Source organism: Nereida ignava, from assembly GCF_001049735.1.
GTDB lineage: Bacteria > Pseudomonadota > Alphaproteobacteria > Rhodobacterales > Rhodobacteraceae > Nereida > Nereida ignava.
In genome coordinates this window covers 47831-62371 of the sequence record NZ_CVPC01000008.1, presented here as the reverse complement: position 1 = coordinate 62371, position 14541 = coordinate 47831, and the positions used below count along the sequence as shown (strand labels likewise).

At 55.4% G+C, this 14541-nt stretch carries 13 protein-coding genes and 3 tRNA genes; 12 read left to right on the top strand and 4 right to left on the bottom strand.

The genetic code is table 11. The annotated features are described in order from the left end of the window. Positions 1–95: 95 nt before the first annotated feature. Positions 96–275 carry a hypothetical protein gene (locus tag NIG5292_RS08545; protein ID WP_143081941.1) on the bottom strand — a complete coding sequence of 60 codons (180 nt, stop codon included), beginning with the start codon at positions 273–275 and terminating at the stop codon, positions 96–98. A gap of 249 nt (positions 276–524) precedes the next feature. Between NIG5292_RS08545 and NIG5292_RS08540 the strand changes: the two genes are divergently transcribed. The 5 genes from NIG5292_RS08540 to NIG5292_RS08520 all read left to right on the top strand — a co-directional run bounded on the left by NIG5292_RS08540 (position 525) and on the right by NIG5292_RS08520 (position 2074). Beyond that, positions 525–911 carry an HU family DNA-binding protein gene (locus NIG5292_RS08540; RefSeq protein ID WP_082136668.1) on the top strand — a complete coding sequence of 129 codons (387 nt, stop codon included), beginning with the start codon at positions 525–527 and terminating at the stop codon, positions 909–911. A gap of 60 nt (positions 912–971) precedes the next feature. Beyond that, positions 972–1559, top strand: coding sequence for a histidine phosphatase family protein (locus NIG5292_RS08535; protein WP_048599107.1), 588 nt, complete (start codon positions 972–974; stop codon positions 1557–1559). Positions 1560–1615: 56 nt separating this feature from the next. Then, positions 1616–1691: transfer RNA gene (locus tag NIG5292_RS08530), tRNA-Val, on the top strand. Between the two features lie 195 nt (positions 1692–1886). Continuing rightward, positions 1887–1963: transfer RNA gene (locus NIG5292_RS08525), tRNA-Asp, on the top strand. Positions 1964–1997: 34 nt separating this feature from the next. Then, positions 1998–2074: transfer RNA gene (locus NIG5292_RS08520), tRNA-Asp, on the top strand. 145 nt (positions 2075–2219) lie between these two features. On the opposite strand, the gene NIG5292_RS08515 is transcribed toward NIG5292_RS08520, so the two are convergent. Then, positions 2220–3596 carry a M20/M25/M40 family metallo-hydrolase gene (locus NIG5292_RS08515; RefSeq protein WP_048599106.1) on the bottom strand — a complete coding sequence of 459 codons (1377 nt, stop codon included), beginning with the start codon at positions 3594–3596 and terminating at the stop codon, positions 2220–2222. Between the two features lie 109 nt (positions 3597–3705). On the opposite strand from NIG5292_RS08515, the gene NIG5292_RS08510 reads away from it, so the two are divergent. The 5 genes from NIG5292_RS08510 to NIG5292_RS08490 all read left to right on the top strand — a co-directional run bounded on the left by NIG5292_RS08510 (position 3706) and on the right by NIG5292_RS08490 (position 9875). Continuing rightward, positions 3706–4284, top strand: coding sequence for a hypothetical protein (locus tag NIG5292_RS08510; RefSeq protein WP_048599105.1), 579 nt, complete (start codon positions 3706–3708; stop codon positions 4282–4284). A gap of 85 nt (positions 4285–4369) precedes the next feature. Continuing rightward, positions 4370–5593, top strand: coding sequence for a 5-aminolevulinate synthase (gene hemA / locus NIG5292_RS08505; RefSeq protein ID WP_048599104.1), 1224 nt, complete (start codon positions 4370–4372; stop codon positions 5591–5593). Between the two features lie 105 nt (positions 5594–5698). After that, positions 5699–7240 (top strand): helix-turn-helix domain-containing protein, encoded by a 1542-nt coding sequence (locus tag NIG5292_RS08500; RefSeq protein WP_048599103.1) that lies wholly within the window; start codon positions 5699–5701, stop codon positions 7238–7240. A 146-nt stretch (positions 7241–7386) separates the two neighbouring features. Next, the gene (gene ispG, locus NIG5292_RS08495) at positions 7387–8508 is read left to right on the top strand and encodes a flavodoxin-dependent (E)-4-hydroxy-3-methylbut-2-enyl-diphosphate synthase (RefSeq protein ID WP_048599102.1); all 1122 of its coding nucleotides are present in this window, start codon (positions 7387–7389) and stop codon (positions 8506–8508) included. Between the two features lie 62 nt (positions 8509–8570). After that, complete coding sequence (locus NIG5292_RS08490; protein WP_048599101.1) at positions 8571–9875, top strand: sensor histidine kinase; 1305 nt, start codon at positions 8571–8573, stop codon at positions 9873–9875. On the opposite strand, the gene NIG5292_RS08485 is transcribed toward NIG5292_RS08490, so the two are convergent. Beyond that, complete coding sequence (locus NIG5292_RS08485; protein ID WP_048599100.1) at positions 9872–10627, bottom strand: DsbA family protein; 756 nt, start codon at positions 10625–10627, stop codon at positions 9872–9874. The genes NIG5292_RS08490 and NIG5292_RS08485 overlap by 4 nt on opposite strands. Continuing rightward, positions 10627–11943 carry a M48 family metalloprotease gene (locus NIG5292_RS08480; RefSeq protein WP_053084866.1) on the bottom strand — a complete coding sequence of 439 codons (1317 nt, stop codon included), beginning with the start codon at positions 11941–11943 and terminating at the stop codon, positions 10627–10629. The genes NIG5292_RS08485 and NIG5292_RS08480 overlap by 1 nt, the downstream gene beginning before the upstream one ends. 60 nt (positions 11944–12003) lie before the next feature. Here NIG5292_RS08480 and NIG5292_RS08475 point away from each other — a divergent pair, with 60 nt between their 5' ends. Together NIG5292_RS08475 and NIG5292_RS08470 are read left to right on the top strand one after the other, a co-directional pair. After that, positions 12004–13182 carry a pyridoxal phosphate-dependent aminotransferase gene (locus tag NIG5292_RS08475; RefSeq protein ID WP_048599133.1) on the top strand — a complete coding sequence of 393 codons (1179 nt, stop codon included), beginning with the start codon at positions 12004–12006 and terminating at the stop codon, positions 13180–13182. Between the two features lie 57 nt (positions 13183–13239). Next, complete coding sequence (locus NIG5292_RS08470; protein WP_074842072.1) at positions 13240–14475, top strand: N-acetylmuramoyl-L-alanine amidase; 1236 nt, start codon at positions 13240–13242, stop codon at positions 14473–14475. Positions 14476–14541: the final 66 nt, after the last annotated feature.

Below are 14541 nucleotides of genomic sequence, written 5' to 3'. Positions count from 1 at the left end.
TTACTTTGGAACCACCCCACACCCGTGGTTATAAACGAAAAAGGCCCGCCAAAATGGCAGGCCTTTTCCTAATTCTTTTTTCTAAGCGGTTAGGCTTAGTTTGCAGCTGCGAGCAACAAAAGCGCCATGATTGGAACCAGGATGCCTTGTGAGCTGCTTGATGTTGTATCAGCAGCGATAACTTCTGGAGCAACCATTGCGTCGGACAAGCCGCCAGCGAATGTTGGTGTTGCGAATGCCAGTACTGCACATGTTGTGATAAGTGTTTTTTTCATTTTGTAAGCTTTCATAGACCGCAAGTTTATAACTATGCCCCGTCATATCATCTTGGTGGTCATGGTCAATTATTGTGTAAAATATGACTTAATTCGCCGCAAAACCGCCCAAAAGTGGTGCGCAGACACAACAGGTGGGTGCGCGGCGGGCCCAATTAACCCTTTGGCCATGTCGGGTGTAGCTGGTCTGCGGGCTTTGCGCTAGCCTGCCAGTGTATTGGAAACGTTTAATAAGTAGGAGGCTGCATTATGACCAAGACACCTAAATCACCGGTTCAAGCGGCTGTATCCACAGCAAAGAGCAAAACATCAGGCACGACAGCTGGATCAAACGTTGTGGCGGTGAAAACGGGGATAGGCTCTGCACCGGTTGAGGTAACGCCTAGCCTTCGCAAAAAAGAGTTGATCGACCGTGTCGTCAGTAAAAGCGGCGCAAAGCGCAAAGATGCCAAACCTGTTGTCGAGGCGATGCTTGATGTGCTCGGAGATGCGTTGGCACAGGGCGAGGAACTCAATCTGCAGCCTTTTGGTAAGTTGAAGATCAATCGACAAAAAGAAATGGCTGGTGCAAAAGTGTTTGTCTGCAAAATCCGGCAACGCAAAACGGTGCATGGGGCTGGCGTAGACATCGAATAACAGCCGGATCGTGATAGGGACCAACCCAGCCTGATCCAAGATAATCGAGGTGAAGCTGGGATGAACAAAACTTATCCGGACCTATTGATCATGCGCCACGGCGAAACCGAATGGAACCGTGAAGGGCGGATGCAGGGTGCCCTCGATAGCAACCTGACGCCACTTGGCCGTCAGCAGGCCGCAGCGCAACATGCGATACTAAAACGTATTGGGATCGACGGGTGGCACGTGCTGAGCAGCCCCCAAGGTCGGGCTTTGCAAACTGCTGAAATTGCAGTGGCGGGTTTAGGTGCAATAGAGACAGATGACCGTCTTGCAGAAATCACTGTTGGTGCATGGTCAGGGCGCCTGCGTCAGGACTGCCTTGCAGAGCTGCCAAGCGATGCAGTGGTTGAAGATACGCCGGACGGGGCGCTCGCGCTTTACGAATACGCACCACAGGGCGAGGGGTTTGAGGCTCTTCGCATCCGTGCGCAATCATTACTCGATAGTTTGACAGGGCCAACCGTGCTTATCACCCACGGGATTACCAGCCGAATGCTGCGGGCGGTTGTTTTGGGGCAACCCACAGAAAACCTTGGGAAATTGCCGGGCGGGCAGGGTGTTGTGTACCGTCTGAGCGGTGGTGTTCAGACAAAACTCGAATAAGGGTGAAAAAAGGGGGTTGCAGCGCCCAAAGGTTTGGCGCTAAGACACCGCTCATCGGGTCGTTAGCTCAGTTGGTAGAGCGCTTCCTTTACACGGAAGATGTCGGGAGTTCGAGCCTCTCACGACCCACCATTCCCCTCCCGATGTTATTCTTCACGCCGCAAACGCACTGTGCTTAAGTTGCGTTTTTAGAAGCGTTTTTATGGCTTCAACTGCCGCCACCGAAATAATTGAATTTTTGTTACAAAATGCCGCGACTTCTGCTTGACGGGGTGGCGGTGCGTGGGTATCTGCACGGAACGCGTCAGGTTTGGCGTGTAGCAGCGGGCGGTTGTAGCTCAGTTGGTTAGAGTACCGGCCTGTCACGCCGGGGGTCGCGGGTTCGAGCCCCGTCAACCGCGCCACCGCTGCTAAGTCCAAACCAAACGTGTGAGATGCGCGGTTGTAGCTCAGCTGGTTAGAGTACCGGCCTGTCACGCCGGGGGTCGCGGGTTCGAGCCCCGTCAACCGCGCCACTCTCACCCTCTTTCAGACATCAGTAGTTCCAATTGGATGATCATATTTTGGTTGTTTCAGTCTGCGCGTTTTTCACCGTTTATGAAAAAAGCGCGATGGTTGTTCACCACCGCGCTTTGATTTGTTTTGCAGAAAAGGGCTCAGCTACCGTGACAGCGCGTCCAGCACCCGTGCCCAACTGCGCATTCCTTTGTGGAAGCTCTCAAGGTCATATTTTTCGTTGGGTGAGTGGATTGCATCATCATCGCGGCCAAAGCCAATCAGCATCGCGTCTGTGTCCAATTCGGTTTTGAAGTGTCCCGCGATCGGAATTGAGCCTCCGCAGCCCACAAACGCCGCAGGGTTTGGCCACTCATCCGACAGCGCAAGGCGCGCTTTTTCAAAAGCTGGATCGGCTGTGGACATTTGCACGGCTGATGAATTTCCGTGGCCTTTGAATTCAACGCTACAATCCGCAGGTAAGGCGTCTTGTACCATTTGGCGGAACGCTTCACGGATCGCGTGGGGGTCTTGGGTGCCAACAAGGCGGAAGCTGATCTTTGCGCTGGCTTTCGAGGGCAGCACGGTTTTGAACCCGTCGCCAGTGTAGCCCGCGTTGATGCCGTTCACCTCACAGGTCGGGCGCGCCCATAACATTTCAAGGGCGGTTTTGCCGTGCTCGCCCGCCAGTTCAGACAAGCCAACCGCTTCAAGAAACGCCGCATCATCAAAGTTCAAATCTTCCCACTGCTTTTGTAGTTCAGGCGACATCTCAGGCACGCCCTCATAAAAGCCGGGCACAGTCACGCGCCCTTCAGCGTCATGCAGGGAGGCAATGATTTTTGACAGCACGCGAATAGGGTTAATGGCTGCCCCGCCATACATGCCAGAATGAAGGTCAATCCGTGGTCCGGTGATGGTAAGCTCTTCGCCCAAAAGGCCGCGCAACTGTGTTGAGATAGCGGGTGTTTTGGGGTCGAACATGCCTGTATCGCAGATCAGCGCCAGATCAGATGACAGCTCGTCTTTGTTTTCGCGCATGAACGGGATCAAAGAGGGCGAGCCGCTTTCTTCTTCGCCTTCAAAGAAAAAGCTGACGTTGATGGGCAGGCTGCCGTGCACAGCGATCCACGCGCGACATGCCTCCACAAAGGTCATTAATTGGCCTTTGTCGTCTGCCGCGCCGCGCCCGCGAATGACTTTGCCCGCGTCTGTATCCTCAAGCGCGGGAGCGAAGGGGTCACTATGCCAAAGGTCAAGCGGATCAACGGGTTGCACGTCATAGTGGCCATAAAATGTGACGTGTTTTCCCGTCCCATTTGTATGACCAACCACCATTGGATGGCCTGGTGTTGCGCGTTTTGTTGCGGTCACACCCATTGAAGCCAAATCACTTACCAGCCAATCCGCGGCTGCGTCACAGTGTTCTTTGAAAGCGGGGTCTGTTGAGATCGACGGGATGCGCATCAATTCGAAAAGGCGCTCGGTCGCAGCGCTGAGGTTTTCGTCGATATGTGACAGGACGGGATCGAGATTGGACATGCTAGCGCCTTATTTTTAGCTAAGTTTTGCCGCACCCTAGGAGCCTTTGGTGGACCTGTCCAGAAACAGGATATAGGGTAACAGAAATTGAGAACAAAGGGGCGAAATCATGCGTATTGTTGGGGCGATTGGGGTGTTTTCGCTGTGTGTATTTGGGGTGGTTGCAGGCGCAGAGCCGGTCAGTAATGCTGAGGCAAAAGCGCAATTGTTCAGCCTAAAGGGCCGTGAAGTTGAGTTGATCCCCCGCGACTGGCTGACACCTGACAATGCTGCGTTGGTTGAGCAAGTGGCCGAACAGCAGTTGTATTACGCAGCAATTGCCGCATCACCAGATGATGGGATCCTGAACTCAGCTACCATCGCCGCAGCAAACGATCACACGATGGACGTTGCCCGCGCCAAAGCGCTGTCAGCCTGCGACGCGGCCAAAAGGGGGCAAACCGCCTGCGAGGTCGTTGCAATGGTGCGCCCGCGCAACTTTGAGCCGGTTGAGCTGACTTTATCGCATGGTGCTACAGAAGCCTGGCGCAAATCGTACCGCCGTGTGCGCGGTGAAAAGGCGTTTGCGATCTCTCCAACAGTGGGGACTTTTATCGTTGCAACCAGTGAAGGGGCCGCGTCTGCGGCGCTGAGTGCATGTGCTGAGAAGGCCCAAACGGACGACTGTATCATCGCTATTCAGGATTGATCTGGCGCAAAGTGACAAAATGTAGCGTGTGCTAGTGGATTTCTGGACCCTATATACCCTATAAGCGCCCCATCGGGAGAGACACATGACGTTTGACACACAGCTAGATGCAGCCCTGCAACGCCTTCACGACGAAGGCCGTTACCGCACGTTTATTGATATTGAACGGACGCGGGGGCAATATCCGCACGCTGAGTGGACACATCCCGACGGTAGCCGCAAACCCGTCACTGTGTGGTGCGGCAACGATTATTTGGGCATGGGGCAGAACGAAGAAGTGCTGACCGCAATGCATGAAGCGCTTGATGCGACGGGCGCCGGCTCTGGTGGAACGCGCAATATTTCTGGCACGACGGTGTATCACAAACGCCTTGAAGCGGAATTGGCGGATCTTCACGGCAAAGAAGCGGCGCTGCTGTTCACGTCCGCCTACATCGCGAATGATGCCACACTTTCAACGTTGCCCAAGCTGTTCCCTGGATTGGTAATTTTGTCTGATGCGTTAAACCACGCGTCTATGATTGAGGGCATTCGCCGCAATGGTGGCGACAAACGTATTTTCAAGCATAATGATTTGGATGATTTACGTGCGCAACTGACTGCGCTGCCTGCGAACACACCGAAACTGATCGCGTTCGAATCAATTTATTCAATGGATGGCGATTTTGCACCAATCGAAGCAATCTGCGACATTGCTGACGAATTTGGCGCGCTGACCTACATCGACGAAGTGCACGCCGTTGGCATGTACGGCCCACGCGGTGGCGGTGTGGCGGAACGTGACGGGTTGATGGGACGGATCGATATTATCAACGGCACGTTGGCTAAGGCGTACGGCGTGATGGGCGGCTATATCGCGACCTCTGCAAAGATGGCGGATGCGGTACGCTCCTATGCGCCGGGCTTTATTTTCACGACCTCACTTCCGCCAGCGGTTGCTGCGGGGGCGGCGAAGTCAGTGGAGGTTCTGAAGCGCCGCCAAGACCTGCGCGATGCCCACCAGACGCAAGCAGCTATTTTGAAGACACGCTTCAAGGCGCTTGGCCTGCCGGTAATTGACCACGGCAGCCACATTGTGCCGCTGATCGTGGGCGATCCGGTGCATACGAAAGTGCTGTCTGATCACTTGTTGCAAGATCATGGCATTTACGTGCAGCCCATTAATTTCCCAACCGTTCCGCGCGGTACCGAGCGTCTGCGCTTTACGCCGTCACCTGTTCATGGGCGTTCAGAAATTGATGCATTAGTAGGCGCATTGGACAGTCTGTGGTCCCATTGTGCGCTGAATCGTGCTGACTTAACCGGTTAGAAACATACTGCTGTAATCCTGTTCGTTATGTGTTATTAAGTTTTCAATGGCGTGGGGACGCCTCGAATCGCGCGTGCGATTTTGGTAATTGTGGTAGGGCAGTGTATGATCGGGCGCATTTTTGCACCGCAGGATGTCGAAGAAGAAATCGTCGCCCCAAAAGGGTTTGATGATTTCGAGCTCCAGCTCGGCGACATGATGCGCGGCGAGCGGGCTACCCTTGGAAAATCCCTTCTTGATGTACAGCGTGAGCTTAAGATCAAAGCAGGTTATATTTCTGCAATCGAAAACTGTGATCCCACCGAGTTTGATAGCCCCGGTTTCATCGCAGGCTATGTGCGCTCCTACGCACGCTATTTACAGATGGACCCCGAGTGGGCCTTTCAGAAGTTTTGTGAGGAAAGCGGTTTTACCACGGCGCACGGGATGTCGTCTGAAGCGTCAAGCCCGCGTCCCGTAGCCCCCTTGGCCGCCTCAGCACACCGTAATGTATTCAACGACCCTGCTACGCCGTTTGTGCCCAAAGCCGACCCATTTTTTGCGCGTATTGATGCGGGTGCCATTGGTACTGTCGCCGTTATGATTGCGCTAATTGGTGGTATGGGTTTCGGTGGCATGTCCATTTTGCGCCAAGTCCAGCAAGTTGAATTCACACCGGTTGAACAGACCCCCGTAGTCGCCTCAAGCATCGACCCTCTTGCTCCTGCGCCGCAGCTAAATACTGGCGCGTCTGGCTCTGGCACCCAAACCGCTGCACTTGCGCCGACGCGCAATAACGATGCGCTAGACCGGCTGTACCGCCCCGAGGCGCTTGATGTGCCAGTCTTCACCCCGCGTGACGCGCCGATTGCTACAATTGATCCAGGCACAGTCGGAACATTTGCCACAGGTGGTGTTGATTTTGCCGCCTTGAATGTGCCCGCGGAGGCCCCGCAGGTTCAGGTCGTAGACGGACCCGCGCCGGAAGTGGTTCTGTTTGCCGTGAACCCAACATGGGTGCGCGTGCGAAGCGCCGATGGTTCTATCTTGTTTGAGAAAGTCCTCGAAAAAGGTGAAAACTATGCGCTGCCAGTGACCGAAGAGACACCCGTTTTGCGGGCAGGCAATTCGGGGTCGCTTTATTTCAAGGTGAACGGACAAATCGTTGGGCCCGCAGGGCAGGGCGCAACGACTGTAAACAATGTGCAGCTTGCGTCTGCTGACCTGAGTGCAGCCTATTCTGTTGCTGACCCTCTGGAGGATAGTGAGCTCTTCGCACTGCTTGAAAACCTTGATGCGCCTGATGTTTTGCCGCGCCCGCGCACCCGCCCTATTGAGAGCATCGCTGTGGCAAAAGGCAGTGTAAGCCTTGTTGCATCGCAACCTTCATGGGTTCGCATTACGGATGCAAAAGGAACGCGCGTGTTTGAAAAGACTTTGCAGCCCGGCGAGCAATACACTCTTCCTGCGGATGTGGACGCTCCGCTGTTGCGGGCAGGTAATTCAGGCGCGCTCTACCTCAAGCTTGGTGACGCGCTGGTTGGCCCTGTTGGCTCCGGTTCGGCAACTGCGCGCAATGTGTCGCTTACGGCTTCAGATATCAGTGCGAAATATTCGGTTGTGGACACGGACGCATCACCGTCATTGAAAGCGCTGCTTGATCAATAGACGGCTGGCTAAGGTGCTAAATTCCACTTTTCTCTGGCGTGAAATTTCGTATCACTGTGCAGAAAATCCGCTTGCGGTGAACTCTGACGTGGCGCTTGCCCGCGCGGCACTGTAAGGTAAGGTTGACACTTAAAGAAGGCCGCCAGATGTCCATCAATCACGTTCGTCCATGGAAAAACATTTACCGTCGCAAGAGCCGCCAGATTATGGTGGGCTCGGTTCCGGTGGGGGGCGATGCGCCGATTGCGGTGCAAACCATGACGAACACGCTGACCACGGATATCAAAGGTACCATCGCGCAAGTACAGGCGGCGGCTGAGGCGGGTGCTGATATTGTGCGCGTTTCGGTGCCTGATGAGGCGTCGTCAAAAGCGTTGAAAGAGATTTGCCGCGAAAGCCCCGTGCCGATCGTTGCGGATATTCACTTTCATTATAAACGCGGCATTGAGGCGGCTGAGGCTGGTGCCGCGTGTCTGCGGATTAATCCGGGCAATATCGGCGATGAAAAGCGGGTCAAGGAAGTTATCAAAGCGGCACGCGACCACAGTTGTTCAATTCGGATTGGTGTCAACGCGGGTAGTCTGGAAAAGCATTTACTTGAGAAATACGGCGAGCCGTGCCCCGATGCGATGGTTGAAAGTGGTCTCGATCATATCAAAATTCTGCAAGACAACGACTTTCACGAATTCAAGATCAGCTGCAAAGCCAGTGACGTCTTTATGTCTGCTGCCGCCTACCAGAAGCTAGCGGATGCAACGGATGCGCCGATCCACCTTGGGATTACTGAGGCAGGTGGCTTGGTCAGCGGCACCATCAAATCGGCGATTGGCTTGGGCAATCTGTTGTGGATGGGCATAGGTGACACCATTCGCGTCAGCCTGTCTGCCGATCCTGTTGAGGAAGTCAAAGTCGGTTTTGAAATTCTAAAATCACTGGGTCTACGCCACCGCGGCGTTAATATTATCTCGTGCCCCAGTTGTGCTCGCCAAGGCTTTGACGTGATCAAAACCGTTGAGACCCTTGAGCGCCGCCTTGAACATATCAAAACGCCGATGTCGCTGTCGATTATTGGGTGTGTCGTGAACGGGCCCGGCGAAGCGCTGATGACCGATGTCGGGTTTACCGGTGGCGGCGCGGGTAGCGGTATGGTTTATCTGGCGGGTAAGGCCAGTCACAAGATGAACAACGCGGAAATGGTCGATCATATCGTTGCGCAAGTTGAAAAACGTGCAGAGGCGATTGAAGCGGATCAACCTGCCGCCGAATAACTTTCAAATTGCGCGTAATTAACATCTGACAGCTGTCAAAGCGGTGTATAAACTGCTGCGTGATGGTAGTTAATTTAGTGCAGCGTCGCTTTGATTTGCGCGGCGTAAAGTCCAACGATAATTTTAGCAATCCCGAGATGTGGCTGCGCCTTCCGATCATGGCGACAGCCTCAATTATGTTGTCTTTTTGGCTGGATGATGCGGCGTTTGTGCTGATGTTCGGCGCGTACGGAATTGCGGTTGTTGTATATGCGACCACGGTCAGCTTGATGCCGCGGTACGTCAGCTTTGGGCTGTTTTTGTGGGTTGGCTTTTTGTTTGCGGTCACGGTCATCATCCTGCTTGGCCTGATCTTGTATCTGTTCGCCTACCCGCAACCCACAGCACAGGTGTTGGGGATGCTGTTGTTTGCGGGTGAGACTGCGCGACTGGTCTCCATGAGGGCGATGACAACGACGTTTTTGCGCCTTGAACTGATGCTTTTGATCCTATGTGCGGCTGGCATGGGGGCTGTGCATTCAGCGCGGGTTGGGTTTTACCCAAATGGTCTAATCATGGCCGTTTCAGTGGCTGGCTTTGGGATGTATCTTGCTTATGCTGTGCTTAGATTGTCGAAATTTCGCGACACCATCACCATCGTTCAGGAAGGCGAGCGTGATGCAGACCGTTTGCGTGCGGTGGGGCAACTGACGGGTGGTGTTGCCCATGATTTCAACAATTTGCTCGCAGTGATTTTGGGCAACCTTGAGATGCGCAATACGGCCAAGAACCCGTGGGAGTTGGAAATACTGCTGCGTGAGGCCGAGGACGCGGCGTGGCGCGGGGCAGATCTGACAAGCCAGTTACTGGCCTTTTCGCGCCGTTCAACCCTTTTGCCGCGCAAGACCTCTGTCAGCGAGATTTGTGACACGGTCACCACCCTTGCGGCACGTTTGCTGGGCGACCGACATCAGATTGTACTTGGCATCTTTACGGGACTGCCCGCGATTTACGTGGATGCAGGTAAGCTTGAAACGGTTGTGCTAAACCTGATCCTTAATGCCCGCGATGCCATGAGAAACGGGGGGCACATCATGATTGATGCAAGTGCAACCCGCCTACTGGATCAAGAAACACTCAGCCTTTGGATTAGTGACACCGGAAATGGGATCGAGCCGCATTTGCTGGAAAAAGTGTTCGAGCCGTATTTCACCACCAAGCCAGTCGGCGAGGGGTCCGGTTTGGGTCTGTCCATGGCGCGCGGCTTTATGGAGCAGTCAAATGGCCGCCTCGATCTGGTCAGCACAGTGGGCGAGGGTACCCGTGTAGGCCTGCATTTTCCCGTCTACACCGGTGATGAACTTCCGATGCCCGTGTCCGCCGCTTAGCTGCGTTCCTGGCCCACGATATTGCGCATCCCGTCCAAGGGGACATAACCGCGTACCATTTGATCACCCATCACAAATGTCGGCGTGCCCGTGATGGATAGACGCTGGCCCAGCAGACGGTTGTCATCGATGATCGCCTTGACCTCCACACCGTTCATCTTTGCTAGCACCTCATCACCGTTGAAGCCAAGGCTGCTTGCAAGACGGCTCAACGTGGTGTCAGACGTCCCTTGCTTCAGGCTAATCAGCGCATCATGGGCCAGTTTGTAGGCGTCATTTCCATGCAGAAGCTTTACAGCAATCGCAAATTGCGAACTGCGTAGACTGTCTTGGCCCAAGATCGGGAATTCTTTCACGATGAGGCGGATGTTTTTGTCCGATTGGACCAGCTGCTCAACTTCCGAGTGCGCTTTGCGGCAGTAGCCACAGCGGTAGTCGATAAACTCAACGATCGTCACATCACCCTCAGGGTTGCCGCCGACCCATGCGTTGGGGTCTTCATAAAGCGCCTTGGCGTTTACGGCTAAAAGCTGCGCATCGTTTTGGGCGGCTTGTTGCGCTTGGCGTTGCTCCAAAACTGCAAAAGCTTCCATCAACACATCTGGGTTCTCGAGTAGGTAGGCGCGAACTTCGGCCCGAAAATCAGCCCGTTCAGCGGGGGTTAACGCAGATAAATCAGTTGCCTGTGCGGCAGTTCCCAGCAGGGCGGTTCCCACCGTAAAGGCGAGGGCTTTGGCAGTTTGGCGGATCATCAACGTTTTCCTTTTTCTGAGGTCTTGGCAGCAGCAAGCACATCATTGGCCCGTTGCCAAGGGGCAGAGCCACGGGGCAACAACCCTACTGCACGATTTGCATGTATGGCGGCGTCTTTCAAACGGCCCCGCAACGCATAGCGTTCGGCAATGCTAAGGGACGCCATCCCGTTGTTTCCGGTTTTGGCGTAAGCGGTACCAAGATCACGCAAAATGCGCCCATCAAGAGGGTCGCGTGCGCGCGCCCGTTCAAGTGTGTCGCGGGCCTTCGCATTTTGACCCACCGCCAGCAGAGCGCGCCCGTAGCCGCCCAGAATAAGTGGCTCATTTGGTGCAAGGCGCACAGCGCGGCCGTAGGCAGCAACGGCCGCGTTAAAGTCACGGCCTTCCAGTTTCAGTTGTCCGTCAAGTTCGTGCACGTAAGGGTTATCCGGTGCTTTGGCGACAAGACGCTTTAGTGTGGCGCGGGTTTTGTCGCGGTCGGGTTTGCGGTGGTGGGCAATTGCTTGGCGCATCAGCGCGACGTGGTCGTTCTTGCCGCGGGTCCGGCGCAACGTCCAGCTTGGTGCGCGGGAGTAGGCGCTGATCTTGCCTTGGATAATCTCGAACCACGCGGCGTTTAGTGCAGGGGTTGGGTAGTCTCCCGCGTTGCCTGCGGCAAATGCTTCAAGGGCCCGAATACGGTCACGGGTCAGCGGATGGGTGCGCACATAAGGGTCCTGACGTCCAATGTTTAGCGCCTCTTGCCCGCGAAAAAGGCGCATCACATCAACGGCGGCACTTGGGTCAATCCCTGCGCGCACCATATAGCGGCCTCCGGATTGATCGGCGCTGCTTTCTTCGGCGCGGGTGTGGCCGAAAAAGCGGCGAAGAGCGGACCCTGATGAACCGACAGCGGCAGCCGCACCTGCCTCGGGGTTGCCTGCTGCGGCTCCGACGATCAATGACAAAGCCGTTCCGATGCCCGCAGCGGTGCGCGCGTTTTGAAAGTTGGCGGCGCGGCGTGCCAGATGCCCGTTGGCAATGTGGGCCGCTTCATGTGCGATAACGGCCTGCAATTCCTCGACGCGGCCCATGCGCATGATCAGACCTGAATGGATAAAAATAGCCGAGCCATCAATCACAAACGCATTGAGCGATTGGTTGTCGACCAGCAGAATTTTGGTCCGTGACGCACTTAGGCCAGCGGCTTGGAAAATGGGCTGCGCAATCGACCGCAGGCCGCGTTCAACTTCTGCGTCGCGCAGCAATGTCACGGCGTAACTGGGGATGGCGGCAATACACAACGCACACGCCAAGATAACTTTCGCCCACATGATGATTGACCTTCGCGCATGGGTTTGGTCTTGAACTCACAAGCAGTATCGGAGGGCATCATGGGAACTTCAAGACAAGGATCGGTGCGAGGCACCGTTGATCCCTTTATTGTGATGGACGTGATGGCAGAAGCCGCGCGCCTTGAGGCCGAGGGCCGAACAATTATCCACATGGAGGTCGGTCAGCCGGGTACAGGTGCACCTGCGGGCGCACGCGCTGCAGCGGCAAAAGCGATGGAAGACGACGCGCTTGGCTACACTGTCGCCAAAGGTTTGCCGGCGCTTCGTGCGCGTATCAGCCAGCTATACATGGATTGGTACGGTGTTGTGGTAGATCCTGAACGCATCATCATCACCCCCGGTAGCAGCGGCGCGTTTGTATTGGCATTTACAGCGCTTTTTGATGCAGGTGACCGCGTGGCGATTGGGGCGCCGGGCTATCCGAGCTACCGCCAGATTTTCAAAGCCCTCAATGTGGAACCTGTTGATCTGCAAACCCGCGCGGAAAACCGCCTGCAGCCCGTGGCGCACGATATTTTAGACGCTGCCAAAGACGGTGGGCGTAAGTTTGATGGCATGTTGGTGGCCTCGCCGGCCAACCCGTCTGGCACCATGTTGGACCACGATGCGATGCGCGCGCTCATTGAGGCCTGCGCGGCAGAGGGCGCTGCCTTTATCAGTGACGAAATCTATCACGGCATTGAGTATGAGGCCAAAGCGGTGACGGCGTTGGAGATCAGCGACGATGCGTGGGTCATCAATTCGTTTTCCAAATATTTCAGCATGACCGGCTGGCGCGTGGGCTGGATGGTTGTCCCCCAAGATCAGGTTCGCCGCGTTGAACGCTTGGCCCAAAACATGTTTATTTGCGCCCCTCATGTGGCCCAAGTTGCTGCACTGGCCGCAATGGATTGCGATGAAGAACTGCAGGCGAATATGGATGTGTACCGCGAAAACCGCCGCTTGATGTTGGAAGGGTTGCCCAAGGCGGGCTTTGACAAGATCGCACCGCCCGATGGTGCGTTTTATGTTTACGCGGATGTCAGTGAGTACACAGATGACAGTCGTGCGTTTGCGTCAGAAATTTTGAATGAGGCTGGCGTTGCCGTAACCCCCGGTTTGGATTTCGACCCCGTGCGCGGTGCGACGACTTTGCGGTTTTCATATGCACGCGGCACGGCCGACATCATCGAAGGGTTGGCGCGACTGACTGCCTTTATGTCCGCGCGTGCGGGCTAAGCTTTGCGCCCACGCTGCATGTCCGCTACAGTTGAAGAAACACCAGCACGGTTAGTCATGCCCCGTTTTTCAAACTGTCTCTTTTTGGCAATTATTTTTTGTCTCGCTTTGGTTGTGCAGCCATTCGGTCTGTCGGCACAAACGCTGACGGCACGGGCGGATTTGCGGGTGCAGGACAGTTCTATTTCTCCGATTTGGCGCGGGGTTGATGTACAATTGTCACTGACCCAAGGTGTCCCTTTTCGTATCAAACATGTGAACGCTCCCCATAGAGTTATCATTGATTTCAATGGACTGTCTGGCGAAGCTAATGTTGATGATATAATCCGCTCACAGCGTGTAACGGATATTGGGTTTGGCCAAATTCGCGCTGGATGGTCGCGGATGGTGCTCACGCTGGATGGGCCTATGACCGTTGGCAAATCGCAGATGCGGATCAAACAAGACGGCAGCGGTGCGATGCTTAGCTTTGTTCTACGCCAGACGGATGAGGACGGTTTTGCCGCGGCTGTTGAAGCAGATGGGCGCGGAGTTGCATTGGCACTTGCGGATACGGCAGGTGTCCAAGACAGCGCTACGAATGTACCCGAGCAGGGCCTGACCATTGTTGTGGACCCTGGGCACGGCGGTATTGATCCGGGCGCCGAGGTGGGGTCCTACCAAGAAGCAGCTCTTATGCTGAGCTTTGCACGGGCTTTGGGCGAGGCGCTGATACGCGATGGACACCGCGTTATTTTGACCCGCAACGATGATGTGTTTGTGTCCTTGCGTGAACGGGTCTCGATTGCCCATAAAACGCAAGCGGATGTGTTGATATCGCTACATGCAGACGCGCTAAGTGGCGGTAGGGCGCGGGGCGCTACGGTGTACACCCTTGCGGATGAAGCAACGGACGCGGCCAGCGCACAGTTGGCCCGCGGCCATGACCGAAGTGATATTTTGGGCGGCGTGGACCTTGTGGGGCAAGACGACACAGTAGCCGGCGTTTTGATTGATCTGGCGCGGCGTGAAACCCAACCGCGCGCGGATCGGTTAGCGGAATTATTAGTGGGCGGCATCAAAGCCAGCGTTGACGGGATCAACTCGCGCCCGCGCAGACAGGCGGGTTTTGCGGTGCTCAAGGCGCCAGATATTCCATCTGTCTTGGTCGAGTTGGGGTTCATGTCGGACGCCCAAGACCTTGCGAATTTAACCAACCCCGAATGGCGCGCCCAAGCAATTTTGGGGCTGGTGGCCGGCGTTCGCCTTTGGGCGGCTGAGGACGCGGAATTGGCCAAACGGACACGTCAATGAGCGGCGGTCTTTCGCACAACCGTGATACGGGTTGTTTTGACGCGCCTGCGCCCCCACTATATAGCC